We start from the raw sequence: 24380 nt of genomic DNA, 5'->3' as shown, positions 1-24380 counted from the left end.
TAAAATATTAACTTTGCAAACACAGTTTATTTATGAGCGAAGAATTTGATTTTGAAAGTATCAAGAACAAGGCCATCGAACAGCTAAAAGCCGGTAAGCCCTTGTTGGGAAAGGATGGAGCGTTTGCTCCCTTATTGGAGAGTATTTTAAATGCGGCCCTTGAAGGCGAGATGGATGCCCATCTCTCCGATGAAGAGCGTATGAGTGGCAATCGTCGTAACGGAAAGATGCGGAAGCAGGTACAGACTTCCATGGGTGAAGTGACCGTATCTACTCCGCGTGACCGCAATGCCACGTTTGAGCCTCAATTTATAAAGAAGCGTGAGACCATTCTTGCCGAGGGTGTTGCAGACCGCATCATCGGGCTTTATGCTTTGGGAAACAGCACACGTGAGATAAGCGACTGGATGGAAGAGAATCTGGGTAACCGTGTATCTGCCGAGACAATCAGTTCCATCACCGACCGTGTACTTCCGGAGATAAAGGCATGGCGTTCCCGGAGTCTGGACCCGGTTTATCCGATAGTCTGGCTCGACGCCATTCATTACAAGGTAATGGATGACAGAGGTTGTGCCGTCAGCCGTGCGATCTACAATGTCCTGGCTATAGACAAGGAAGGACGTAAGGACTTACTTGGCATGTATATCTCTAAAAATGAGGGCGCAAACTTCTGGCTGAATGTGTTGACCGATTTACAGAACCGTGGCGTGCGTGACATCCTCATAGCTTGTGTCGACGGTTTGAAAGGCTTCCCCGATGCCATCCAAAGCGTGTTCCCCAATACCGTCGTCCAACTCTGTATCGTCCATCAGATACGCAATTCCGTCAAGTATGTCGGCAGCAAACATCAAAAAGAGTTCATGAAAGACCTGAGACGTGTCTATGGCGCTGTAAGCAAGGAAGCCGCGGAAACAGAGCTTCTTAATCTGGATGAGAAATGGGGTGAGAAATATCCGATTGTCATCAGGTCATGGCAGGACAACTGGGAAAGGCTTGCTGAATACTTCCAGTTTACACCGGATATACGCCGCATGATATATACCACCAATACTGTCGAGGGCTATCATCGCCAAGTACGGAAAGTTACAAAAAACAAGGGCGTATTCCCTAATGATACCGCCCTTGAGAAGCTTGTCTACCTCGCTTACCGCAACATACGCAAGAAATGGACCATGCCCATTGCTAATTGGGCGGCCATCGCTGGGCAATTAGCGATAAAGTTTGGAGATAGATTTAAATTATTGTAATTTTACGCTCGTCGGGACGGGTGGTCCCGCCCCTTGGCGCTGGCCGCTCCCCGACCGATGAGTTTGAAAGGAAAATAGAGCATGACACAGTTTATTTTACGCCCCCTGAATGGACAACCGAAGTTCCTTGTCCTTGATTCTTTTAACTTATAAGCTTTGATATAAAAGACCATGCTCAAATGTTTAGTGCATGGTCTTTTTTATTAATATCTATATTAATAGATTTCCTGTTTCGTTTTCTCTTAATAAAAAAAGAGAGAATATTCCTTTTGCGGAAATATCCTCTCTTTTTCACCTAAAACTTAGCCCTTTTATCTCAATTACTTACTATTATAAGCCACCAACATCCAAACTAGTTTTTCCTGTTCTTTCAGATAATCGCTCATCATCGAAGCGGTTACTTCATCTCCGGCTTGAGAAGCGATAGACAAAATCTTGCGTTCCTCACCGATCAGATAGCTGATAGACTGGAGAATGCTGTTCAAAGCTTCGTCACCATTGCTCACCTTGTCCACTTCATTGATATTAGCCACTTTCAGATAATCACTGAATTTGTTGGCAGGAGTTCCGCCCAACATTAGGATTCGTTCTGCTATTTCGTCCACCTTTTCGGCTGTGTCGTCATACATCTTCTCGAACTGGCTGTGGAGAACGAAGAAATTATGTCCTTTGATATTCCAGTGGAAACCGCGAAGATTGGTGTAATATACTTGGAAGTCCGCTAATAGTTGTTGCAAAGATGCTACTACGTTGTTTGCTCCCGATTCATTCAGTTTGATAAATTCTAAAGTTTTCATATTCGTTTTATTTTTAATGATTTATACTCGTTTTATTTTTTTTCTGTACTGCAAAGATAAGGCGTAAAATGCTTGCTGTCAAACTGAAAATTTCTATCTTTGCATAGATGAAATCTATAACTTTAAATAATTTGATAGATGACAATACAACAATTGGAATACATATTAGCGGTAGATCAGTTCCGGCATTTTGCCCGGGCGGCTGAATATTGCCGGGTGACGCAGCCTACATTGAGTGCCATGATTCAGAAGTTGGAAGACGAGCTGGGCGTGAAACTGTTCGACCGAACCGTGCAACCCGTTTGCCCTACTACTATCGGGCAAAAAGTGATTGATCAGGCACGGGTGATTTTAGCTCAGGCAGCTCAGGTGAAAGAGATAATCAGTGAAGAGAAACAATCATTGTCCGGCATATTCCGTTTAGGAGTATTGCCGACGGTAGCTCCTTACCTGCTTCCGCGTTTCTTCCCCCAATTGATGGAGAAGTATCCGGAGTTGGATATTCGGGTGACGGAAATGAAGACGCAGGATATTCAGCAGGCCTTGCACGCCGGAGATCTGGATGCGGGAATTATCGCCAGCAAGCTGGAGGATAGTTTTCTGACGGAAGAAACATTGTTTTACGAGCAATTTTATGCGTATGTATCCAAGAAAGAACCCTCCTTCAAACATGATGTTATCCGCACCTCCGATATAACCGGTGAACGGCTTTGGCTGTTGGATGAGGGACATTGCTTTCGCGACCAACTCGTTCGCTTCTGCCAGATGGAAGCGGTGAAAGTCAGTCAGATGGCTTATCGTTTGGGTAGTATGGAAACCTTCATGCGGATGGTGGAAAGCGGAAAAGGAATCACGTTTATCCCCGAACTGGCTGTCGTGCAGTTGACGGAAGAACAACGTAAACTAGTGCGGCCCTTCGCTATCCCGCGTCCTACACGCCAGGTTGTGTTGGCTACAAGCAAAGATTTCGTTCGCCACACTTTGCTTTGCGTCCTCAAGGAAGAGATAAAATCAGCGGTCCCTAAAGAAATGCTGACGTTGCAGTCCGTTCAGTGTTTGCTGTAGTCTGTCAACTCAGTGTTTGCTGTAATCTGTCAACTCGGTGTTTGCCGTAATCTGTCAACTCGGTGTTTGCCGTATCAACTTACTTTCGTCGTTTTATTCTTGAGCCATTGGCTTATTTCAGCTCCTTTGAAATAGATAATCAAGGAGCTGACAATAATAATCATTCCTGCCACTGTACTGAATGTGGGATATTCGTCCGGCAGCATAACCCAACTCAGTACTGCACCGAGAATGGGATTGATCAGCCTGCACATATTGATATCGCTGACTTTCGCTCCTTTGCTTTGCAAGGCGATAAACCAGAAGCTGAAGGCGAAGACCGAGATAAATACGAGAATGCCGAGACTGATATAGAATCCGCTTGGCTTTCCGATGAAAGAATGATAACCTTCCGTGCCCAATCCTACCATATATATAAGTAGTCCTCCGAAAAACATCTGTACGGCATTCAGGAAAATAGGATTCACCTTTCCCTTATCTTCCGAAACAGAGATGGCGGAATAGCCTTGAAAAATGATACTAAGCAGCAGAAGCACGATACCCGTAATTCCTTTCCAGTCGAGCGGCTCGCCGTCACTTCCCATTCCGATGATAAGGAACAGTCCGATAAGGCTGACAATGAGACTGATAATCTTATGCGCGTTTAGGCGGTCATCGCTTGCGAGCAGATGAGCCAACAATACATTGATAAGGGGAGTCATTCCCATGATGATAGACGAGATGGCCCCGCTTACAAAGTCCACGCCAAAATAAAAGGCCGTGTATCCCATAAACATATTGATAAGCACCAGGTTCAGAAATAGTTTGCTGTGTTGCCGTATTTCCTGCCACATTCCTTTGTGCCAGGTATATGCGAATAAGATAATCCCCACAGTCGTGAAACGGAGTCCGGCAAAATTCATGGGAGTGAAATCGTAGCTCAGTCCTTGTTTGATAAAGGGATTGACGATAGCCCATAGAACAGAGGCCAATATAGCATAAAAGGGTCCTTTTTTCATTTGAAATAATTCCTTTGTTTAAAAAATGTTGCAAAGATAGCTATAATTGTATAGATATACTTTGATTTTCAGACTTAATTGCTTATTTTTGGAAAATAAACAAATAACAATATTGATTTACTATGAAGAAGTACATTTCAGAAATGATCGGGACAATGGTACTTGTCCTTATGGGATGTGGTAGTGCCGTTTTTGCGGGCAGTATGGCGGGAACAGTAGGTGCCGGTGTGGGCACGGTAGGTGTGGCTTTGGCCTTTGGATTATCAGTAGTGGCGATGGCGTATGCTATCGGAGGCATTTCGGGATGTCATATTAACCCTGCTATCACTTTAGGGGTATTTCTGACAGGACGTATGAATGGAAAAGATGCAGGAATGTATATGCTTTTCCAAGTGATCGGAGCTATTATCGGCTCGGCTATTCTTTTTGCTTTGGTTTCTACCGGAGCCCATGACGGTCCTACGGCAACGGGATCGAACAGTTTTGGTGACGGGGAGATGTTACAGGCATTCATCGCGGAAGCGGTATTTACTTTCATTTTTGTATTGGTAGTGCTTGGTGCTACCGACTCGAAGAAGGGGGCAGGTAATTTGGCAGGACTTGCTATCGGTCTCACTCTGGTGTTGGTGCATATCGTATGTATTCCTATTACGGGCACTTCTGTCAATCCGGCACGCAGTATTGCTCCGGCATTGTTCGAGGGAGGAGAAGCCTTGTCACAGTTGTGGCTATTCATCATTGCTCCTTTCGTCGGAGCTGCCTTGAGCGCTGCCGTATGGAATTATCTGGGAGATAAGAAATAACTCATAAAAAAAAGAAAAGGACGGCAGTTTCACAACTACCGTCCTCTTTGCGTAATTAATATATTAAAAAAAGAGTGTTTTTCATCTTAGATTAGCAGATTAGGGAAATTTTACTTCATAAGTTTTAATGCCGCTATATAGGGTATTTACGCGAATTCTCAGTCCTTTCTTTCCTTCCATCCGGTCCTTGATTTTATCCAGCTTGAAAGAGACGTATCCCTCACCCAAAGTCTGGGGATAGTCTCCCTCACTGTTGTGACGGAATTCAAGATTGATATATTCATCCTTTCCGCTACCGTCTTCTGCGGTAGGAGCGGCTTCCGCTTTGGGGATTACCAGATTCAGGAAATGTTTTTTATCTGCACTGTGCGTACCGTAGTATTGGAATTCAATCGTCAGATATTTGTTATCTTTGTTGATACGCATATCAGTAGTGTTTATTTTATCATCTCCGATTTTCTCTTCAGTATTTTCATCGTCATCCATCTCGACGATATCTTTTGTAAGTATTTCATTAATCTGTTTTACTAGCACATTGTAGTCATATCCGTTTACGGGAGTTTCCAGTTCGTTAAAAATGACAAAGGCGCGTTGCCCCTCTGCAAATTCTGCACTGTTCCATTCCTGACCATTATTGGGATACATCTTTTCACCGTTATCGAGAGTGAAATAAAAATCCTTGCTATCCTGGCTGATTTTGTTGATCGTGCTGATAACCAGCAGGTCGGCCGGACCGTCGTTATCGTCCAGACATGACTGAAGAATCAGCGTAGTGGTCATAATAGCAAAGATAAAGGCAATGAATTTAAATTTCTTCATATACATACTTAGGTTTTAGATTGATTATAATTATTGCTTTGTATTGGAGAAATGCGTAGAGAACGGAAATATTGCATTCGAATCTGTTAAAGAAACAAAAGTGCAAAAAGAGTTGTTCTCTAGGTGCAGTATTTCTATCTTTGCTGCATTTATAAGGTAAACACGTGTATAGGAGAATGGAAGAATTTGAGTTGTCGGAACAATGCAGGCTAGGCAATAACCGTGCCCGCAAGGAGCTGTATGAGCAGTATGCGGGGCGTATGCTTGGCATTTGTCTTCGGTATACCGGCGACCGTGATACTGCCCAAGACCTGCTTCACGACGGTTTTATAAAGATATTCGATTCTTTCGATAAGTTCACCTGGCGGGGTGAAGGTTCCCTGCGGGCGTGGATGGAGAGAGTGATGGTCAACATTGCATTGCAGTATCTTCGCAAGAACGATGTGATGAATCAGTCGACACCTTTGGAAGAGCTGCCAGAGGAATATGAAGAGCCGGATGCATCCGATGTAGAGGCGATTCCGCAAAAAGTGCTGATGCAGTTTATCGAAGAGTTGCCCGTCGGATACCGTACCGTGTTTAACCTTTATACCTTCGAAGACAAGTCGCATAAGGAAATTGCCCAAGCATTAGGTATCAATGAAAAATCTTCGGCTTCGCAACTGTTTCGCGCGAAGAGTGTATTGGCAAAAAGAGTAAAAGAATGGATAATGCATAATGGATAGATAGAGATGGAAGAGAAAGAATTGTGGATGAATAAGTTGAAGGAGAAGCTCGCGGATTATTCCGAGCCTGTACCTGCTTCCGGTTGGGAACAACTGGAGAAAGAGCTTATGCCTCCTGTGGAGAGGAGAATATATCCTTATCGAAGATGGATGATGGCTGCTGCAGCCGTTATATTACTGGCCGTTGTCTCGTCCGTAAGCCTGTATTTTCTGGGAACACCTGCTGCGGATCATATACGTCATACGCAAACTCCGGCATTGGCTTCTATGCCCGATGCGTTGCCGGGAGTGCAGCGACCGGATGTACAGGGCTCTTCCGTGGAACCTGTATTGAGACCGGTGGCTCGTGAGAACCGGTTGGCTAAGGCGGCTCCTGCAGTTGCCGAACATAAGGCGATAGGAGACGAATTTGCAGTGAAGGAGGTTGAATCTGTTTCGGAAGAAGTTGAACCTACGGTGAAGGAAGAAGCGGAAAAAATGGAAGAAAAGCGTTCGGATATGACACAGACAGAGAATGATGACCGATCTACTGTCAGAAGACCTCGCCGGCCTTCCGGTAAGGATAAATATCATATTCCGGCAGAGAAAGCGACTTCCCGAAAAGGGACATGGTCGATGGGGCTTTCAGTCGGCAATTCAGGAGGGGCTTCGACGGAAGTGGGGACAGGAATCAATCCTTACATGTCTCGTGTGAGTATGCTTTCTGTTTCAGACGGTTTGATGGAGATTCCTAACGACCAGACATTGGTTTTTGAGGGTGGAGTACCTTATCTGCTTCAAAAGGAAAGGCGGGTAGTAGACATTAAGCATCACCAACCCATCTCTTTCGGATTATCCGTCCGTAAAGCTTTGGCGAGAGGCTTTTCCCTTGAGACGGGGCTGACCTATACATTACTTTCTTCGGACGCGAAACTTGCAAATGAAGAACATCAGATAGAACAGAAGCTGCACTATGTCGGTATCCCATTGCGTGCCAACTGGAATTTTCTGGATAAGAAACTCGTGACTCTTTATGTATCCGGTGGTGGTATGGTCGAGAAGTGTGTTTATGGCAAGCTCGGTTCGGACAAGGAGACGGTGAAACCTCTGCAATTCTCGGTATCCGGTGCAGTGGGTGCGCAGTTGAATGCCACGAAGCATATCGGTATTTATGTAGAACCGGGTGTCGCTTACTATTTCGATGATGGTTCGGATATTCAGACGATACGAAAGGAGAATCCGTTCAATTTCAATATACAGGCGGGTGTCCGTTTAACTTATTAGATAGAAACTTTCATGCGGTATCTTTGCTTATTCATCGAATAACCTCTATATTTGTGGGATACTAATTTGAAGATGCAATGGATACATTGGAACGTAAACTGCCGATTGGGATACAGATATTTTTCAATGTTTTTGCTGGATTGATGTTTGATAACTATTGGTTCCAGACCGGTACTCCCACATATCTTGTGGATTTGTTGAAGCAAAGCGACTATGATTTACGTTTGTTGATAGATGGGTTGGAAGTCGGTAGTTCCGGTTTTGCGGAATACCGTGCCGAGACAAAGAATCCCCTTCCGATGATTTACCAAAGCGGTTATCTGACTATTAAAAACTTTGATAAACTATTGAACCTATACACGCGAATATAAAGTAGTGTAATGTTGCAAAATTCTAGGATATGGTGGATTCAACAGATGAAAAACATTTATTAATAGATTTAAGAGACGGTTCTTTTCAAGCATTCGAAAGATTGTATAATATGTATAGTGGTAAACTGTACAATTTCATTATGCGGTTGTCTTCCGGCAATCAATATATGGCAGAGGAGATAGTGCAGTCCACTTTCATCCGTATATGGGAAGTGCGGGAGAAAGTAGACTCCGATGCTTCATTCATATCCTTTCTCTGTACGATAGCTAAGAACCTGTTGATGAATATGTACCAGCGTCAGACTGTTGAATATGTTTACAATGAATACTTGATGAAAAACGGGGTAGACCGTGATTCGCAAACCGAAGATAACATCGATTTGCGTTTTCTGAACGACTATATTGATTCTTTGGCGGAAGAATTGCCGACACAACGCAAGAAAATCTTTATATTAAGCAAGCGTCAGAATTATACAAATAAGGAAATAGCCGAGATAATGGGAATTTCCGAAAGTACGGTTGCTACCCAACTATCTTTGGCGGTAAAGTTTATGCGCGAGCAGTTGATGAAACATTACGATAAGATAATTGCGCTTTTGCTCGCTTTTTGTGTTAATGAAATGTAATTATAACCTGCTCTTTTAGATAAAGGATAAGATGAAAATGTATACTAGTAAATAAGTAGGCAAGAAGATGGATAAGACATATTATAAGGAACTGATTGAAAAATATTTCGAAGGAAATATAACGGATGACGAAATAAAGGAATTGTCCGGCTGGATAAAGAACGACCGTCGGTTGCAGGACTGGTGGGAAGATGAATTCTCCCGGTCGGATACCGATATCAACCCGATACTGCGTGATAAACTCTTTGCACGTATCAAAGAAAAGACACAAGGAAAAGAGAAAAAAAGAACCATTCGCCCGAATTATTGGAGATGGGTTGCCGCTATGCTTCTACCTGTCTGTATCGTTTTTTTTACCTACTATCTTATAGATTCTTCCCGGACAATGGAAGCCCCCTTTGTGGTGAAAGCCAATAAAGGGGACAAAGCGACTATTGAATTGCCGGACGGCACGAATGTCGTGCTCAATTCAGCTTCCCAATTAAGTTATCTGAATAATTTCGGAGAAAAAGTTCGTCGTGTGCAACTGAATGGTGAAGCCTATTTTAAAGTAGCCCATGATGAGAAACATCCCTTTGTCGTGCAAATCGGTGATTTGGAAGTGAAAGTACTTGGTACATCTTTCAATGTATCCGCCTATGAAGACTCCAGGGATGTGACAGTTGTTCTGTTGGAAGGGAAAGTAGGTGTTTATGTGCAAGCAACCTCACATATAATGAAGCCCGGAGATAAAATTGAGTACAATAAAGTCACTCATAAGATAACAACCACCCAAGTGCATCCGAGTGATTACATTGAGTGGACAAAAGGAAATATGTACTTTGAGAAAGAATCTTTGGAAAATATCATGAAAACCCTCTCACGTATTTATGACGTAGAGATCCGCTTCGATTCCGGTAAACTACCTAAAGAATACTTCACGGGAACTATTCCGGCTGGCGGTATACAGAATGCTTTGAATATTTTGATGCTAACTTCACCTTTCTATTATGAGATGGATGGTTCGGTGATTGTTTTAAAAGAGAAATAAATAGATAAGTATTATCTCAAATAGTAATAAAAAGCCATTTCGGAATTTCACTTCTAAGGAATGGCTTTTTTATTCACAGGATTGAATTGGTTAACAAGAGTTAAAGATTGATAGGCGCTTGGACGGGAGGATATAGCAGTCTGTATACCTATCAAACAACTTAAAAGTTTGGATATATGAAAAACAGAAAACACCTTGTAAATCTCCCTCAAACCCACGGGGAGAGAAGTAAGAACAGGAGAACACTACGGGCTGTATGCCTGCTATTGTTTCTAAGCATCTCTTTTGCCGCTTATTCTCAAATAACGGTTAATTTGAAAAATTTGTCTTTAAGAGCCTCCTTAAAGAAGATTGAGCAAGTAAGTAGCTACAAATTTTTCTACAATGAAAATCTACCCGAGTTAGATCAAAAAGTATCTCTGAATGTAAAGAACGCAACAGTAGAACAGACGATGAATCAACTGTTGAACGGAATGGAACTGACTTATAGGCAAGAGAAAGATAATGTACTTGTTTTACTTCGTAAGTCATCGGAGAAACAGGAGACAAAGAAAGTGACAGGAATCGTGGTTGATGAAAAAGGAGAACCCATCATCGGAGCCAGCGTTCAGGTGAAAGGAGAGAATAACGGTACGATCACCAATATTGACGGATATTATTCATTGATGAATGTTCCCGAATCGGCTACCTTAACCATTTCCTATATCGGCTATCGGACAGTCACTCTTCCTGTTAAAAGCCAAAATACCGGAAAAGTGACATTGATAGAAGATAGTAAGATGATTGATGAAGTAGTAGTGGTTGGTTATGGAGTTCAGAGAAAGAGAGACGTGTCCACCGCCATTTCCTCCATCCGTGCATCGGATATTGCAGACGTTGCGGCAACAAGTATTGAACAGGCATTGGTCGGGCGTATGGCAGGTGTGCAAATCACTCAACCCAATGGTACACCAGGGGCAGGTTTTGAAGTCAAAGTGCGTGGGGTAGGAACAGTAACTGCCGGGAGTTCTCCGTTGTATGTTATTGACGGAGTGCCGTTGAGTGACGATACAGGAGACGCTACCGGTATCACAGTCAGCCCATTGGCATCCATCGAGACATCTGATATTGAATCTATTGAAGTACTGAAAGATGCTTCGGCTGCCGCCATTTACGGTTCGAGAGGAAGTAATGGCGTTGTCATCATCACCACGAAACAAGGAAAAGAGGGAAAGCCGGTTGTGAAATACAACGGTTATGCAGGTGCGCAGATGGTGACCGATAAAATCGACGTGCTCAATGCCTATGAGTATGCCCAACTCGTATTCGACGGTCACAACAATACTTACTATGACCAATTGCGGGCAGCGGGCAAAGCTGATTTATATAATCCGTATGCAACGAATCAGGAACGTTGGAATAATTTAAAAACCGGAAGTATTGTAGAAAATCAAGGATGGATGCTTCCCCCGGAAATACTTCCTTATGTGAAAGGTGAGCAAGGATTGGTGGATACAGACTGGCAGGATGCTGTATTGCGTACGGGTTTCATTACGAAACATAACTTGTCCGTAAGCGGAGGAAATAAAAATATAAAATATATGCTTTCCGGAAACTATCAGAATGAAGAGGGAATAGTTATCAATTCTGATTTTACGAAAATGGGATTCCGTGCCAAAGTAGATGTGAACTATCATCGTTGGAAATTTGGAGGAAACATTAATTTGACCCGGAATATCTATAACCTGGTGAATACCGAAGGACGATATGGAGATGACGGAGTACTGTCACTGGCATTGGGAGCAGCCCCTATTTATCCGATTTACGATGAGAACGGTGAATTTAATTATGAACATAATAACACTAGCTACGGACAATCCAAATTGAATAATCCGGTAGCCGTGGCTACACTTATTGAAGACCAGATGACCTCCATACAAATGCTGGGAACCGCATATGCAGAATATGAAATACTGAAAGGATTAAATTATAAAATGCAAGGAAGCTGGAATTATAATAATTATGTGCGCGATTACTACCGTCCGGCAGCTTTACCTAACTCAACAAACCGTACTCCACCCTCCAACCCGACTGGAGAATCACGGACTAAAAATAAATATACCTGGGTTTGGGAGAATACATTAAACTATAAAAAGAAAATAAACAAACTGCATAACATAAGTGCATTGGCCGGATGGACCGCTCAACGATATCAGAGTAATGCCAATCGAATTACGGCTACAGATCTTCCGATGAACGACCTGGTGCATACGATACCCAGTAATTCTACAGCCACTAAATACGACTCGAATAAAGAAGCCTGGTCCTTGCTTTCAGGTATTGCCCGGGCACAATATAGCTATGCGGACAAATATATCTTCTCGGCAGCCATCCGCGCTGATGGTTCTTCCCGTTTTGGAGAAAATAATCGTTGGGGATATTTTCCGTCCGTGTCCGGAGCGTGGTATGTGACAGAAGAAGACTTTATGAAGCCGCTGTCTTCCTGGCTGACTAACTTGAAACTTCGTGCCAGTTGGGGAGAAACGGGAAATATGAGTATTGGTAACTATGCTTCCTATGGCATTGTAAATGGTGATAATTACGTATTTGGCGGCGTGTATAGTATCGGATCGAAAGAGAGCACTTATGGTAATCCCAATCTGAGTTGGGAGAAAACTTCCCAAGTGAATTTAGGTTTGGAAATCGGTTTGCTTAATTGGTTGAATATTGAAGTCGATATTTATAAAGGTATGACTTCTGATATGTTACTGGATGTGCCTGTGATGGAAGCTTCCGGTTTCTCTACGATCCTTCAGAACATAGGAAAAGTAGAGAACAAAGGACTTGAAATCACTTTAGGAACCAATCTAAAGTTAGGCAAAGTGCGCTGGACCAATAGCTTTAATTATGCCATGAACCGTAATAAAGTAAAATCGTTGGGAGGTGCGACGGAAATGGTCACTCAAGCGAACAGCGTGATTGATTTCATAACCAAAGTAGGCGAACCGATTGGTAATTATTACACTTATGTCACTGACGGAGTATATAAAAATCAATCAGAGATTGAGACCGATGTAGCCAATGGGATTATTGTACCCAATGCACAACCCGGTGATTTCCGCTTTAAGAAGTTGGGAGAAGACGACACCATCAATGCCGACGACAAGCAGATAACCGGAAACTATATGCCCGATTTCACGTATGGTTATTCTACCTCACTACGCTATCAGTCATTTGACTTTAGCCTTTCCTTACAAGGCGTCTATGGAAATGAGATTGCCAACATCAATCGTCGTTACTTGGCTAATATGGAAGGAAATGCCAACCAGTTAGCTCTTGCAAAAGACCGCTGGCAGTCGAAAGATGACCCGGGCAGTGGCAGTGTATATAAAGCGAATCGTAGCGCAACAGGTATGAACTCTGTTATTTCTACCTGGCATATTGAAGATGGTTCGTATATGCGTATTCGTGAAATCACATTAGGATATACACTCCCTAAACATTTGTTGAAGCGGATGGGAATAAGTAATCTGCGTATTTACGGATCAGCATTCAATCCGTTTACATTCACTAAATATAGCGGATACAATCCTGAAGTCAGCACTAATTCCAGTCCCATCATGCAGGGAGTTGACTATGGTACCTATCCATTGTCGAAAAGTTTTGTGGTGGGAATTAACTTTAGTCTGTAAAATAAAAAATACAAATGAAAGATATGAAAACGATATTAACCAATTTATGTGTCATAACCGTTGCTCTGTTCTCATTATCAGGCTGTAGCGATTTTCTGGATGAGAAACCGCAAGGAAATACCGGGACTACCGGAAACTTTTACAAGAATAAAGAAGATATAGCATATGCGCTTACCGCTGCTTATGCCAACTTACAGACAAGTGCCATGTATCAAAACAATCTGGTATTGATGACAGATGTTCGTTCGGACGATTTAGGTTCGTTTACCAATACTGGAGGGAATGCGGGACGGGAATATAGCATTAAAATATTTACTGCACAGTCAGACAATCAGATATTCCGTCGTGTATGGCAAAAAACGTATGAAACGATCTATCGTTGCAATAATGTGATTTACCACGTTGACGTAGTAAAAGAGAACAAACTGAAACTCCAGTACGAAGCTGAAGCACGTTTTCTACGGGCGTTGTGTTATTTCAATATTGTCCGTTTCTGGGGAGATGCCCCTCTGATTCTTACTCCGTTGACAGCAGCAGAGGTTGCAGAATGTGAACGTAATAAAGTAGCGGACATCTATACGGCTATAGAAACTGATTTGTTGTTTGCTTCGGATGTGAATAACTTGCCGAAAGTATTTACCGGGAAAAACTCTGGGCGTGCCACCTCATTGGCAGCCAAGGCCCTTTTAGGTAAAGTATATCTTCAGGAGAAGAAATGGCAGGCGGCCAAGCAGACATTGGGCGAACTTATCAACACAGATAATGCTGGTACACATACATTATTACCTGATATTGCCAATGTGTTCAGTACAGCACCGGCACCGGGAAGTTCCGCTTCCGATTTTAAAAACTATGCCGGTTGGTCACCGCAAACGATGAACAAGGAAATCCTATTTGAAGTTATTTTCGACAAAGATATTGCAGGAGAGGGACGTAATGCGTTGGCATATCACTCTAATCAGGCAGACTTGAACGAAGTCTTTAAACTGACCAATACAGCCAAGTGTATATACAGTTCTACCGACCGTCGCGCTGATTTGATGCGAAGTATGAAAGGTACCAATACCGATAATAACCTGTTGGTGAAATATGCTGATATTCAAAGTTCGTTAGAACAATACGGTTACAATACTCCGATACTTCGTTGGGCGGATGTACTGTTGATGTATGCCGAAGCTTGCAATGAAGTTTCTTTCGACAATTCCGCAACCAGTCCGGCACTGTTGGCACTGAACGATGTCAGAACACGTTCTTATGTTGGCGGAGCATACACGGGTAATCAACTTTCTGATCAGGATGCCTTCCGAGATGCTATTTTCTTAGAGCGTCGTTTGGAATTCCCGATGGAGATGCAACGCTGGTTCGACCTTATCCGTTCGGGAAATGCAATCAATGAACTGTCCAAGATTGGGATTATTATAGATCAAGACGATCTGTTGTTTCCGGTTCCCAATAGTGAAGTGACCTTGCGCAACAATCCGGATAAGTTTCCTCAAAATCCAGGTTACTAAGCTGATATAATTGTATACGGTTACGAAAACCTAATAAGTATAATCACGAAGATGAAAATAAAGAAAACAATCATTGTATTGCTTTTATGTTTTCTTCCTGTAGCCTCCTCTTTCGCGCAGAAAGTGGGAGAGGCCTTGTCTGCATGGAAAGAAGGATATATGGACATTCACCATATTAATACAGGCTGTGGAGAATGTGCTTATATCATCTTTCCCGACGGTACCACAATGCTGGTAGACGCAGGAGAAAATAAAGCCGACAACTCCCGGCATGTATTGCCCAAACCTAATGCCGGTCGTACTCCCGGCGAATGGATCGTGGATTACATCCAAGCGATGGCACCCGATCAGAATCAGCAGTTGGACTATGCGTTGATTACTCATTTCCATAGCGACCATATGGGAGGTGTATTCAAGACGAAGAACGAATCGGGCAGATATTATAATACAGGTATAATAACCGTGGCGGAAAATATCCGGATCAATAAATTGGTGGACAGGGGATTTCCGGACTATAAGTTTCTAGTTAATACAGAAGATAAAATGATAAAGAATTACTTCAATTTTTTACATTTTACGAAACGTAGAATCCATGTGGAGCAATTCCGGCCGGGAGTGGAGAATCAATTCAAACTCTTGCATGATTCCATCCGTTATGCCGGGAGTTTCAGTGTACAGAACCTCTATGCCAATGGCTGGCTGTGGACAGGAAAAGAACAAGAGACGAAATACCTGTTTCCTGATTTTAGTACACTGGAAAAGTATGATATTCCGCAAGAGAATACGTTGAGTTGTGCGCTGAAAATCACATACGGCAAGTTTTCGTATTATACCGGAGGAGATGTGACCGGCTATCCTAAACCGGGAAGAAGCCGATTCCATGATGTAGAAACACAGATGGCTTCCGTTGTGGGGCGCACGGAGGTATGTTGCGTGAATCATCATGGATACAATAATGCCACTAATGATACTTTTATTTCCACTCTGTCTCCGCGGATATTTGTCATTCAGGCAAGTGATGCCCTGCATCCCAATCATTCTACATTGGACCGGATGCTTTCCAAACAGATATATCCCGAAAAGAGGGATGTGTTTGCTACTAATTTGCATCCTGCTGCTGAAATAGTGATTGGCAAGAATGTGGAAAAGATGAAAAGTAAGCAAGGGCATATTGTTGTCCGGGTATTGCCGGGAGGTGCCGAATATTATGTTTATATTTTGGAGGATAGCAATACCAAACGTAAAATTAAGCAGATATACGGTCCTTATGTCTGTCGTTCGGCATCCTGTTCGGAAGCTGCAAAATAACATTGAAATGAAGTTGAATTATAGTAGATAAGAAACAATGAAAACAATCAATTATATAGTAAAAAGAGGTCCGATAGCGGTATTATTTATGATATTTATCACGTTTTGTGCTTGTAGTGATGATGATCAGCCGCAGAGTCAGAAAGCAGAAGTGACAGATTTCTCTCCTGTAATGGGTAGTCGCAACACGTTGCTTACCTTGAACGGAGTTAATTTTGGCACAGATCCGAATCAGGTTAAAGTGACCATAAATGGAAAAGAAGCATTGGTGAAAACAGTCACCAATGAAGTAATCACAGCTGAAGTGCAGAAAGGCACCAGTTCGGGGTTGGTGAGGGTCATTCTCGGTGAGAGGCCCAATGCGCAGATATTGATTTATGATCAGTCTTTTACGTATGTATCTAATCAGGTTGTATCCACTTATTTAGGAGGAAAAGGCAGTGGCGAGACAGATGGGGATTTTTCTATGGCTACCTTGTCCAAGCCTCGTTTTTTGGCGTGGGGGAAAGAGAATGCTTTGTATATTGTTGAGGACGGAGCAAGTGTGGCAGATGATATGGCATGTATTCGTGTAGCAAAGAATAATCAGCTGATTACTCTCTTGAAAGCTACGGAAAGCCCGTTGGTGCAACGGATACGGGCTATCGACTTCTCATTGGATAAGAATACAATGTACATAGCTAATGATAGTAATGCGGATGGAATTATGGGATTCGGTACAATGACCAATAACGGAAATAAGTTTGAGAATTTGACTTCACTATGGGAGCAGGGCGGCATTACAACTGTGAAAGTACACCCGAAGACCGGGGCTGTCTTTATCGGATATCATTCCGGTTCATGGATATATCAGTATGATGGTACGGACTTTATCCCTAAATGTCAACTTCCGGATGCCTCTGGAGCGGCTGCAAGCAAAGGGAATATCAATGGAATTGCATTTGATAAGTCAGGTACGACCGCCTATTTTGTTTCACGTAAGAATCATGTGATATATAAGGCAAATTACGATCTTGTTACTGGAGAATTTAGCGATGTGAAGTTGTTAGCCGGCTCTTTTGGGGTGACAGGATATGCCGATGGGACAGGTACTTCTGCCAAGTTTAACGAACCGTCACAGGGTGATGTGGGCGAGGACGGTAATTTCTATGTAGCCGACAGGGGAAACCATTGTATCAGGGTCATCACTCCCGACGGTGAAGTGTCAACCTATGCAGGACAAAATAAGGCAGGTATGACAGATGGAATCGCTTCACAGGCAGAATTTAATAATCCGGAAGGTTGCCAGTTTGGTCCCGATGGAGCATTGTATATAGCCGATTATTCCAACCATGCTATCCGTAAAGTAGAGGATGGTCCTATGCAACCTTAATGACTAATATCAATCAAAGAAAGAATAACATGATAAAAAATAGATTTTTATGTAGCTGCCTGTTGGTGTGGTGTACTTTTATCTCGTGCGCACAACAGTCTGATGAGAATGTGAGCAAAGCACTGCAGATGATAGATGGGCAGTCGGTGATGGTCGTTTCGCATCGTGCCGACTGGCGCAACGCTCCCGAAAATTCCTTGCAAGCTATTCAGAATTGTATTGAGATGGGAGTGGATATGGTGGAAATAGATTTGAAGAAAACCAAGGATGGGCATTTAATTCTGATGCACGATAAAAAGATTGATCGTACAACAACCGGGAAAGGATTGCCACAAGATTACACCCTGGCGGAACTAAAGAAGTTGCGTTTGAAAAATGGAGCCGGACATAAGACTGCTCATCTCATTCCAACCTTGGAAGAGGTGATGAATCTGTGTAAAGGTAAAATTCTGGTTAATGTAGATAAAGGATATGACTATTTTCAGGAAGCTTATCAAGTGCTGGAAAAGACCGGTACAACCAATCAGTGTATCATCAAATCTGATTTTCCATATGAGAAAGTGGCGGGTGAGCACGGCGAAGTGCTTGAAAAGATGACTTTTATGCCTGTTGTCAATCTGGACAAGCCGGAAGCACAGGCTATTATCGACGGTTATATCAGTAATCTGAAACCTGCTGTTTTCGAACTGGTATTTAGTAAGGATTCGGAGGAGACATTACGGTTAATAAAAAGGGTACGTGATAGTGGGGCAAAGGTCTTTGTAAATGCCATGTGGCCGGAGTTATGCGGTGGACATGACGATGATAAGGCCGTTGAAGAGCAGAAGTATGAGCAGAGTTGGGGGTGGATCTTGGAGCAGAACATAGGTCTTATCCAAACAGACCGCCCCTGTGAACTTCTTCATTATTTGAAGAAAAAGAATCTTCATCCATAATAGAATAAACATGTTGAAACAGCTTATCAATTTTTACAAGGTCTCCTCACCGAGACCTTGTAACAGGGAAGCTTTGTCTTCACCCGACTCGCAGCATCTTCTTTCCGATGCCCGTCGCCTGAAATACCTGAAATGGTCTACGTTCCTTTCAGCCACTTTCGGTTACGGCATGTACTATGTTTGTCGTCTTAGCCTGAATGTCGTGAAGAAGCCTATCGTAGATGAAGGGATCTTCTCCGAAACAGAACTGGGAATTATTGGTTCGGTACTTTTCTTCACTTATGCCATTGGGAAATTCACGAATGGTTTTCTTGCCGACCGTAGTAATATCAATCGCTTTATGACTACCGGTTTATTGGTCACGGCTTTGGTTAACCTCTGTTTAGGTTTTACCCATTCGTTTCTTTTGTTCGCTATACTTTGGGGGATCAGCGGTTGGTTTCAGTCTATGGGAGCTGCCTCTTGTGTAGTGGGACTTTCCCGTTGGTTTACGGATAAGGAACGGGGTTCCTATTATGGATTCTGGTCTGCCAGCCACAATATCGGTGAAGCATTGACCTTTCTGATTATTGCGTCTATTGTCAGTGTACTGGGTTGGCGTTACGGTTTCTTTGGGGCAGGTATCGTGGGATTGATTGGTGCATTGATCGTCTGGAAGTTCTTTCATGATACTCCTGAAAGTCAGGGCTTTCTTCCTGTGAATATTCCCAAAGAGAAAAAGGAGATGAGCGTCACGGAAGCGGCCGATTTTAATAAGGCGCAGCGACAGGTATTGTTGATGCCTGCTATCTGGATACTGGCTCTTTCGAGTGCTTTTATGTATATCAGCCGTTATGCCATCAATAGCTGGGGCGTTTTTTATCTGGAAGCGCAAAAAGGATATTCTACGTTGGATGCCAGTTTCATTATTTCCATCTGTCCGGTCTGTGGTATTATCGGCACCATGTTTTCGGGAGTCATTTCTGATAAGCTGTTTGGTGGTCGTCGAAATGTTCCGGCGCTGATATTCGGATTGATGAATGTTTCTGCACTTAGCCTGTTCCTATTGGTTCCGGGCGTACACTTCTGGATAGATGTGTTGGCCATGGTTCTTTTCGGGTTGGGTATCGGAGTTCTCATCTGTTTTCTAGGTGGTTTGATGGCTGTCGATATTGCTCCCCGTAATGCTTCCGGAGCGGCTTTGGGAGTAGTCGGTATCGCCAGTTATATCGGAGCCGGATTGCAAGATGTGATGAGTGGCATTTTAATAGAAGGTCAGAAGACGGTTCAAAATGGAGTGGAGGTTTACGACTTTACCTATATCAATTGGTTCTGGATTGGTGCGGCTTTACTATCTGTTTTCTTTGCCTTATTGGTTTGGAATGCGAAATCGAAAGAAGTGGATTAAAAGTGAGTACATTAGGTTAAAAATAAAGTCTTAGTTTTCGAAGTATTAGTTACTATTTCGGGGGAGAGTTATTATAAGTCTTCCCGGAATAGTTTTTATTTATTTAATAATTTAATGTGATTGTTTTATGAAACACGTATTTGACGATGAGTTATTTTGTTCGTTGAAAAACGAACTTAGTGAGGTAAGCGCACAGATTGATGCGCAAAGTGCAAAATTGATGGGGCTGATCGACCAAAAAAAAGAATATCCGCTCAACTGATTCGGGAAACGAAGTCGGAGATACCTGCTAGCATAGAATATCTGGGAGATCCGAAAAGATTCATCGCCATTATTCTGCGGGCTATTGATCAGAAGAGGTTGACTTTCAATGGAACTGCTAATAGCGAACAGACTATCCGTTATTTAGCGACTGTGATAGACGTGATTAGCCCGAAAACTGGCAAGGTACTTAAGGTAGAGACACTGGTATCTTATGCGAAGAAGATACATGCCGGAGAGATAGAGGGCTGTAAGGAAGAGGAGTTTGACTGGCTTGGATAAGCCAGGTTGCTGGATTGAGAAAAACGTGGCGGGAAATTTGAAAAAGACGGTGGGCTTTTTCAGATTTCCCGCTGTCTTTTTCAGAAAGAGAATACAAAAGTGTGAGAGGTGTGAGAGAGAGTTTTCAACTTTCTACTTTTCTATTATTTAATTCTATTATCTATATATTCAATTAAAAAAAATACAAATGTTACAAATCCTCTCTCACACCTCTCACACTTTCTTGGTAAATAGAATGAAAATAGATAAAAAACAGGAAATTTTGTTGTATAGTTGAACAACGTTTCGTATATTTGTAGTATGGAAAGACACCTAAAAAAGAGATTGAAAAAGCAAAGATATTAAGAAAGGAGTATTATGCAGATAAACAATCATCAGCTAGTAGATTATGATGTAGTTCTTGATGCGAAATTTGGTGCAGAAGGAACTCCTGAGCGTGCGGAAGCAGAGGAGAAAGCCTATGCTTTTTATACAGGGCAGATTATTGAGGATGCACGGAAGAAGGCTAAAATCAGTCAAGCTGAATTAGCCCGGCGTATAGGTTCTGATCGTTCTTATATATCCCGAGTGGAGAGTGGTCAGACTGAACCTAAGGTATCTACTTTTTATCGGATAATGAATGCCTTAGGGTGTAGAATCGAATTTTCGATGAATTTGTAGGGATAAAAAAATGCAGAGTTATCTTTGACAACTCTGCATTTTTATTAGCTACTGTACCCAATCATGGGTCGCTCTTCTTATTCGTATAGCCTGTTCGATTTTACCTGTTCGGGGGCAATGATAAATACGGCATATCTTCTTCCATTTCTTCCCTTTTTAGACTCAAAATTATGCTTAACCATTACTTTGCCAATCTGGATCTTCGCTCCGATGGAATATTGATAACCGGTACGCTCACGGATCAGTTCGGCAATTTCGCTGACAGTGAGGTACTGTACCTTTTCAAACCGTTCCGGCTTGCGGATATGGGTGAGTACCAGCTCCTCTTCCGGTGAATGGAAAATGAAATCTTCATTATTCTTTTCGATCCGGTTGTTGTCCTCCTGCGTGAACCAATATTGATAACCCGGAGTGTTGAGCAAATGCTTTATCTGCGCATACAGTTGAGTATAATTGATTTTGATAAACTCGATGGAATCGGCATGGAAACAAAGGAAGCGTCGGGTGCCTGTCGTGTCGTGAAGAATCTCCTGATAGTTGCACGTTCCGGCAAAGGAGGCGGTGTGTGGGAAGTTCTGCGAACGGCGTGCGTACGGGAGACGGATACTGATTACTTTGCGGGTCACCAGATCCTTGAATGTATTCAGATCGCGCCCGCTCATTCCCTCGAATTCGTCAAGGTTGATAAGCATTGATTGCGCTATTTTGGCCAAATCGTCTTTACTGTTCGGATTGATAAGGCCGGTAGAAAGATAAGTGCGCAGTTCGGGCGGAAGCAGGTTGTTGATAAAGGTTGTCTTGCCGATATTCTGCACCTCGCTGCATAGTAAAAGCACGGTGTGGTTGACGACATCGTCTTGGGTGGCGGCAGCGCACATCCCTACCAGATAACGCTCCAGGCACTCCGTCCAGAAACTCTGGTGGTTGGTACGGACACTGTCCGCCAGAATACGGATATAATCTATCCCGTCCCATTCGGGAAGCTCCTTAAAATACTTGCGGATAGGGTGGTAGCTGCTACTGAAATCGGAGTAAATCAGATTCTGAATCATCTTCACGTTGCAGGCATAGCCCAGCTCATTCATCTCCATCCAAATGCTGTTCTCCATCCTGTCGTCAAGAATGCGGAAAGGATCCGGCTGCTCTGTTTCGGAAACCCTCCGGCGATATTCCATGATGTGGAGCAACTCGTTATAGCGCGTCTCATAACACTCGCTGATATGCTGTTCTATTTGCAGCATTCGTTTTTGGGTACTGTTCAGCTTGTTCGTGTTGAACTCCTCCGTATGTGCATAAGCACTGGCAATCAGCGAATCCGTTTCCTCCGCCGGGAGGTCGGTAAACAGGCTCTTTATGAAAGCTGCCGCTTCCTGTTCGGGAATGCCGTGACGGTTGTATTTGCACGCCAGATGATGCAGGTAATTGTTGCGGTTTCCTTCGGTGTATTTTTCCGACTTGTTGTGATAGTAGTTCAGGGTCACCATTAATGAAGCGTGTGAGGAATGATAGTTGCGTGCGGTCTCTTCACTGACCGGATTGTTGTCCGTTTCCTGCTTTTTCCTTCCGGGTGTTTTCTTCTTCTTTTGCGTTTTATAGAACAGAGGGGGCTGTTCCACGATGAAGGGAGTGGCGTCACGATTGAAATAGATGCCCGGATCATATGACAACAGACAGGTACGCCCCACATCCTGACCGGAGGTGTCAATCTCGGTCTGACAAAGTTGGGAGTAAAAAGAAGCGACCTTATTGTAGGCTGCATTGTGGAAATCTTCTATTTCCTGAATGGTGTCGGGCAATGTCCCGTCCGGCCGTTGTGTGTGCGCTATGATTTTCAGTCCCATCCCTTTGGGGCTGATAAAGGCGATTCGGGTGTAGCTGCACGCTCTCACCGTTTGCAGGATACGCGCTAACTCTTCTTTACTCAAATGGTCTATATCTATCACGATATATCCCAGATATTTGACAAGGGTCGCATTGGAACGGCCACCCCGATAATTGGCGGAGAATGTGACGGAAGGCAGTTTCTTCTTCTCTTCGTTTGCAGCTTTCTCTCCCTGCTCCAGGAAGGTGCGTCGTACGCTTTCTACTATGTTACGATACTTTGCACTACCGATGGCAGATACGATTTCTTCTTCGGTCATTTCTGCTATGATGCGATAGAAGTCAAGAAAAATGTTGAATTGATTCATTTCTTTAGTTTACTTTTTTAGTCGGCTGCGAAATAACTCTTTTGCAGCGAGATGTAACGAAACTTTCGGGAAAATAGTGAAAAGTTCTTTCAGGGCTCTCCCAGATATTGCACGATGGTGGCCACCTGTTTGGGAGAGAGCAGGCGGTTGCGTGCACGGTAACCCTCCGCTTCCAGTTCGTGTAGGAGAGGGAGGTTGAAGAGGATCCATCTCCGGAGAATTTGTAAGGCAACTTTGATACATACGGTAGGGTTGTAAAGATGTGCCAGCTCTGCTTTCGTATAGGTGCGGATGATGAAGAGGTTTTCTTTGTTATTCATAACTGATTGTTCTTGTTGTATGCTATAAAGTTACTGAAAATAAACGGTTTGGGAAAGGAATAACCTCACTTTTATTCATTGGAAATCAAGAAACTTCATTCGAGATCAAGAAACTTCGTTGGGGAACAGGGAGTGTGGAAGAGGTTGTATCTTTGTGTCGTTAACAAGAAGGAAATGCATTTCGAATGTACAAAAACTTTAAAATTATTTTAGTATGGCAATGACAGTTTCTTATTCAGTAGTACCGCGTAAGAATCCTGCAAAAAAGGATGAACCGGCTAAGTATTATGCCCAAGCGCAATCGGCGGGCGAGTTGGATTTTGAAGAGTTGTGTGAGGCGATCACCAGTCGTTCCACCTGTACGGAAACGGATGTGCGTGCCTCGATTTCCGGTATTCTTTATGAGGCGAAGCGTTCGTTGAAGGCGGGGCGTATTGTGCGGCTGGGTGATTTGGGCAGTTTGCAGATCGGGTTGACCAGTGAGGGAGCAGAGTCGGTTAAGGAGTTCGCCACTTCGATGATCAAGGGAGCGCATATCATTTTCCGTCCGGGAAAACAGTTGGCGGAATTGCTGAAGATTCTTAGTTATCAGCAAGTGCGTACACGCGCGGCTGCCCAGTCGGGCGATGGAAGCGACGGCGGCAACGGTGACGGAGGTAGTGGTGATAAAGGTGACGGCGGTTCCGGTGATGGCGGATCGGACAACAACGGAGAAGCTCCGGACCCGGCAGAATAATAGT

General features: G+C 43.3%; 22 protein-coding genes and 1 pseudogene. 18 read left to right on the top strand and 5 right to left on the bottom strand.

All coding sequences use genetic code 11. The annotated features are described in order from the left end of the window. Positions 1-32 precede the first annotated feature (32 nt). Positions 33-1247, top strand: a complete 1215-nt coding sequence (locus ACNOGP_RS18595) for an IS256 family transposase (RefSeq protein ID WP_121765586.1) — start codon at positions 33-35, stop codon at positions 1245-1247. A 320-nt stretch (positions 1248-1567) separates the two neighbouring features. On the opposite strand, the gene ACNOGP_RS18590 is transcribed toward ACNOGP_RS18595, so the two are convergent. Further along, on the bottom strand, positions 1568-2044 hold the full coding sequence (locus ACNOGP_RS18590; protein WP_418213469.1) for a Dps family protein: 477 nt from the start codon (positions 2042-2044) through the stop codon (positions 1568-1570). 138 nt (positions 2045-2182) lie between these two features. Between ACNOGP_RS18590 and ACNOGP_RS18585 the strand changes: the two genes are divergently transcribed. Then, positions 2183-3109, top strand: a complete 927-nt coding sequence (locus ACNOGP_RS18585; RefSeq protein ID WP_007754061.1) for a hydrogen peroxide-inducible genes activator — start codon at positions 2183-2185, stop codon at positions 3107-3109. A gap of 74 nt (positions 3110-3183) precedes the next feature. Here ACNOGP_RS18585 and ACNOGP_RS18580 read toward each other — a convergent pair whose 3' ends face one another. Further along, the gene (locus ACNOGP_RS18580) at positions 3184-4107 is read right to left on the bottom strand and encodes a DMT family transporter (protein WP_418213468.1); all 924 of its coding nucleotides are present in this window, start codon (positions 4105-4107) and stop codon (positions 3184-3186) included. A 122-nt stretch (positions 4108-4229) separates the two neighbouring features. Between ACNOGP_RS18580 and ACNOGP_RS18575 the strand changes: the two genes are divergently transcribed. Then, entirely contained in the window at positions 4230-4910 is a 681-nt protein-coding gene (locus ACNOGP_RS18575) for an MIP family channel protein (RefSeq protein WP_143868758.1), read from the top strand. 99 nt (positions 4911-5009) lie between these two features. Here ACNOGP_RS18575 and ACNOGP_RS18570 read toward each other — a convergent pair whose 3' ends face one another. After that, complete coding sequence (locus tag ACNOGP_RS18570; RefSeq protein ID WP_143868760.1) at positions 5010-5729, bottom strand: NigD-like protein; 720 nt, start codon at positions 5727-5729, stop codon at positions 5010-5012. Positions 5730-5905: 176 nt separating this feature from the next. On the opposite strand from ACNOGP_RS18570, the gene ACNOGP_RS18565 reads away from it, so the two are divergent. From ACNOGP_RS18565 to ACNOGP_RS18500, 14 genes and pseudogenes are all read left to right on the top strand, one after another. Next, on the top strand, positions 5906-6454 hold the full coding sequence (locus ACNOGP_RS18565; RefSeq protein WP_007758964.1) for an RNA polymerase sigma factor: 549 nt from the start codon (positions 5906-5908) through the stop codon (positions 6452-6454). Positions 6455-6460: 6 nt separating this feature from the next. Beyond that, a complete protein-coding gene (locus ACNOGP_RS18560) occupies positions 6461-7717 on the top strand; it encodes an outer membrane beta-barrel protein (RefSeq protein WP_287668966.1) in 1257 nt (418 codons plus the stop codon). A gap of 125 nt (positions 7718-7842) precedes the next feature. Continuing rightward, a pseudogene (locus tag ACNOGP_RS18555) lies at positions 7843-8079 on the top strand (AAA family ATPase); the annotation flags it as partial. Between the two features lie 38 nt (positions 8080-8117). Beyond that, positions 8118-8714 (top strand): RNA polymerase sigma-70 factor, encoded by a 597-nt coding sequence (locus ACNOGP_RS18550; RefSeq protein WP_418213467.1) that lies wholly within the window; start codon positions 8118-8120, stop codon positions 8712-8714. Positions 8715-8781: 67 nt separating this feature from the next. Continuing rightward, complete coding sequence (locus ACNOGP_RS18545; RefSeq protein WP_418213466.1) at positions 8782-9744, top strand: FecR family protein; 963 nt, start codon at positions 8782-8784, stop codon at positions 9742-9744. A 176-nt stretch (positions 9745-9920) separates the two neighbouring features. Then, complete coding sequence (locus tag ACNOGP_RS18540; protein ID WP_418213465.1) at positions 9921-13415, top strand: TonB-dependent receptor; 3495 nt, start codon at positions 9921-9923, stop codon at positions 13413-13415. Positions 13416-13438: 23 nt separating this feature from the next. After that, complete coding sequence (locus ACNOGP_RS18535; RefSeq protein WP_418213464.1) at positions 13439-14926, top strand: RagB/SusD family nutrient uptake outer membrane protein; 1488 nt, start codon at positions 13439-13441, stop codon at positions 14924-14926. Positions 14927-14977: 51 nt separating this feature from the next. Next, the gene (locus ACNOGP_RS18530) at positions 14978-16234 is read left to right on the top strand and encodes a ComEC/Rec2 family competence protein (protein WP_418213463.1); all 1257 of its coding nucleotides are present in this window, start codon (positions 14978-14980) and stop codon (positions 16232-16234) included. 37 nt (positions 16235-16271) lie between these two features. Further along, positions 16272-17606 carry an IPT/TIG domain-containing protein gene (locus ACNOGP_RS18525; RefSeq protein WP_418213462.1) on the top strand — a complete coding sequence of 445 codons (1335 nt, stop codon included), beginning with the start codon at positions 16272-16274 and terminating at the stop codon, positions 17604-17606. A 128-nt stretch (positions 17607-17734) separates the two neighbouring features. Further along, positions 17735-18541 (top strand): glycerophosphodiester phosphodiesterase family protein, encoded by an 807-nt coding sequence (locus ACNOGP_RS18520; protein ID WP_270540249.1) that lies wholly within the window; start codon positions 17735-17737, stop codon positions 18539-18541. A 10-nt stretch (positions 18542-18551) separates the two neighbouring features. Beyond that, positions 18552-19928, top strand: a complete 1377-nt coding sequence (locus tag ACNOGP_RS18515) for an MFS transporter (protein ID WP_418213461.1) — start codon at positions 18552-18554, stop codon at positions 19926-19928. A 127-nt stretch (positions 19929-20055) separates the two neighbouring features. Then, a complete protein-coding gene (locus tag ACNOGP_RS18510) occupies positions 20056-20190 on the top strand; it encodes a hypothetical protein (RefSeq protein ID WP_007754083.1) in 135 nt (44 codons plus the stop codon). A 98-nt stretch (positions 20191-20288) separates the two neighbouring features. Continuing rightward, on the top strand, positions 20289-20471 hold the full coding sequence (locus ACNOGP_RS18505) for a hypothetical protein (RefSeq protein ID WP_017142324.1): 183 nt from the start codon (positions 20289-20291) through the stop codon (positions 20469-20471). 357 nt (positions 20472-20828) lie between these two features. After that, on the top strand, positions 20829-21131 hold the full coding sequence (locus tag ACNOGP_RS18500; protein WP_143868786.1) for a helix-turn-helix domain-containing protein: 303 nt from the start codon (positions 20829-20831) through the stop codon (positions 21129-21131). A gap of 77 nt (positions 21132-21208) precedes the next feature. On the opposite strand, the gene ACNOGP_RS18495 is transcribed toward ACNOGP_RS18500, so the two are convergent. Both ACNOGP_RS18495 and ACNOGP_RS18490 read right to left on the bottom strand, forming a co-directional pair. Then, the gene (locus ACNOGP_RS18495; RefSeq protein WP_418213460.1) at positions 21209-23320 is read right to left on the bottom strand and encodes a BT4734/BF3469 family protein; all 2112 of its coding nucleotides are present in this window, start codon (positions 23318-23320) and stop codon (positions 21209-21211) included. An 89-nt stretch (positions 23321-23409) separates the two neighbouring features. Next, positions 23410-23640, bottom strand: coding sequence for a DUF4248 domain-containing protein (locus tag ACNOGP_RS18490; RefSeq protein WP_007754094.1), 231 nt, complete (start codon positions 23638-23640; stop codon positions 23410-23412). A gap of 214 nt (positions 23641-23854) precedes the next feature. Here ACNOGP_RS18490 and ACNOGP_RS18485 point away from each other — a divergent pair, with 214 nt between their 5' ends. After that, positions 23855-24376 carry an HU family DNA-binding protein gene (locus ACNOGP_RS18485; RefSeq protein ID WP_007758995.1) on the top strand — a complete coding sequence of 174 codons (522 nt, stop codon included), beginning with the start codon at positions 23855-23857 and terminating at the stop codon, positions 24374-24376. Positions 24377-24380: the final 4 nt, after the last annotated feature.

The organism is Bacteroides difficilis, assembly GCF_048319815.1.
Taxonomy (GTDB): domain Bacteria; phylum Bacteroidota; class Bacteroidia; order Bacteroidales; family Bacteroidaceae; genus Bacteroides; species Bacteroides zhangwenhongii.
The sequence above is the reverse complement of the archived record's forward strand: the minus strand, read 5'-3'. Positions and strand labels throughout refer to the sequence as shown.

What these genes read in the sequence shown, in the direction of transcription:
- ACNOGP_RS18520 (WP_270540249.1), top strand. Translation starts at nt 17,735, where the DNA reads ATGATAGATGGGCAGTCGGTGATGGTCGTTTCGCATCGTGCCGACTGG.
- ACNOGP_RS18515 (WP_418213461.1), top strand. Translation starts at nt 18,552, where the DNA reads ATGTTGAAACAGCTTATCAATTTTTACAAGGTCTCCTCACCGAGACCT.
- ACNOGP_RS18490 (WP_007754094.1), bottom strand. Translation starts at nt 23,640, where the DNA reads ATGAATAACAAAGAAAACCTCTTCATCATCCGCACCTATACGAAAGCA.
- ACNOGP_RS18495 (WP_418213460.1), bottom strand. Translation starts at nt 23,320, where the DNA reads ATGAATCAATTCAACATTTTTCTTGACTTCTATCGCATCATAGCAGAA.
- ACNOGP_RS18595 (WP_121765586.1), top strand. Translation starts at nt 33, where the DNA reads ATGAGCGAAGAATTTGATTTTGAAAGTATCAAGAACAAGGCCATCGAA.
- ACNOGP_RS18580 (WP_418213468.1), bottom strand. Translation starts at nt 4,107, where the DNA reads ATGAAAAAAGGACCCTTTTATGCTATATTGGCCTCTGTTCTATGGGCT.
- ACNOGP_RS18560 (WP_287668966.1), top strand. Translation starts at nt 6,461, where the DNA reads ATGGAAGAGAAAGAATTGTGGATGAATAAGTTGAAGGAGAAGCTCGCG.
- ACNOGP_RS18565 (WP_007758964.1), top strand. Translation starts at nt 5,906, where the DNA reads ATGGAAGAATTTGAGTTGTCGGAACAATGCAGGCTAGGCAATAACCGT.
- ACNOGP_RS18500 (WP_143868786.1), top strand. Translation starts at nt 20,829, where the DNA reads ATGCAGATAAACAATCATCAGCTAGTAGATTATGATGTAGTTCTTGAT.
- ACNOGP_RS18570 (WP_143868760.1), bottom strand. Translation starts at nt 5,729, where the DNA reads ATGAAGAAATTTAAATTCATTGCCTTTATCTTTGCTATTATGACCACT.
- ACNOGP_RS18575 (WP_143868758.1), top strand. Translation starts at nt 4,230, where the DNA reads ATGAAGAAGTACATTTCAGAAATGATCGGGACAATGGTACTTGTCCTT.
- ACNOGP_RS18535 (WP_418213464.1), top strand. Translation starts at nt 13,439, where the DNA reads ATGAAAACGATATTAACCAATTTATGTGTCATAACCGTTGCTCTGTTC.
- ACNOGP_RS18590 (WP_418213469.1), bottom strand. Translation starts at nt 2,044, where the DNA reads ATGAAAACTTTAGAATTTATCAAACTGAATGAATCGGGAGCAAACAAC.
- ACNOGP_RS18545 (WP_418213466.1), top strand. Translation starts at nt 8,782, where the DNA reads ATGGATAAGACATATTATAAGGAACTGATTGAAAAATATTTCGAAGGA.
- ACNOGP_RS18530 (WP_418213463.1), top strand. Translation starts at nt 14,978, where the DNA reads ATGAAAATAAAGAAAACAATCATTGTATTGCTTTTATGTTTTCTTCCT.
- ACNOGP_RS18550 (WP_418213467.1), top strand. Translation starts at nt 8,118, where the DNA reads ATGGTGGATTCAACAGATGAAAAACATTTATTAATAGATTTAAGAGAC.
- ACNOGP_RS18540 (WP_418213465.1), top strand. Translation starts at nt 9,921, where the DNA reads ATGAAAAACAGAAAACACCTTGTAAATCTCCCTCAAACCCACGGGGAG.
- ACNOGP_RS18485 (WP_007758995.1), top strand. Translation starts at nt 23,855, where the DNA reads ATGGCAATGACAGTTTCTTATTCAGTAGTACCGCGTAAGAATCCTGCA.
- ACNOGP_RS18510 (WP_007754083.1), top strand. Translation starts at nt 20,056, where the DNA reads ATGAAACACGTATTTGACGATGAGTTATTTTGTTCGTTGAAAAACGAA.
- ACNOGP_RS18525 (WP_418213462.1), top strand. Translation starts at nt 16,272, where the DNA reads ATGAAAACAATCAATTATATAGTAAAAAGAGGTCCGATAGCGGTATTA.
- ACNOGP_RS18585 (WP_007754061.1), top strand. Translation starts at nt 2,183, where the DNA reads ATGACAATACAACAATTGGAATACATATTAGCGGTAGATCAGTTCCGG.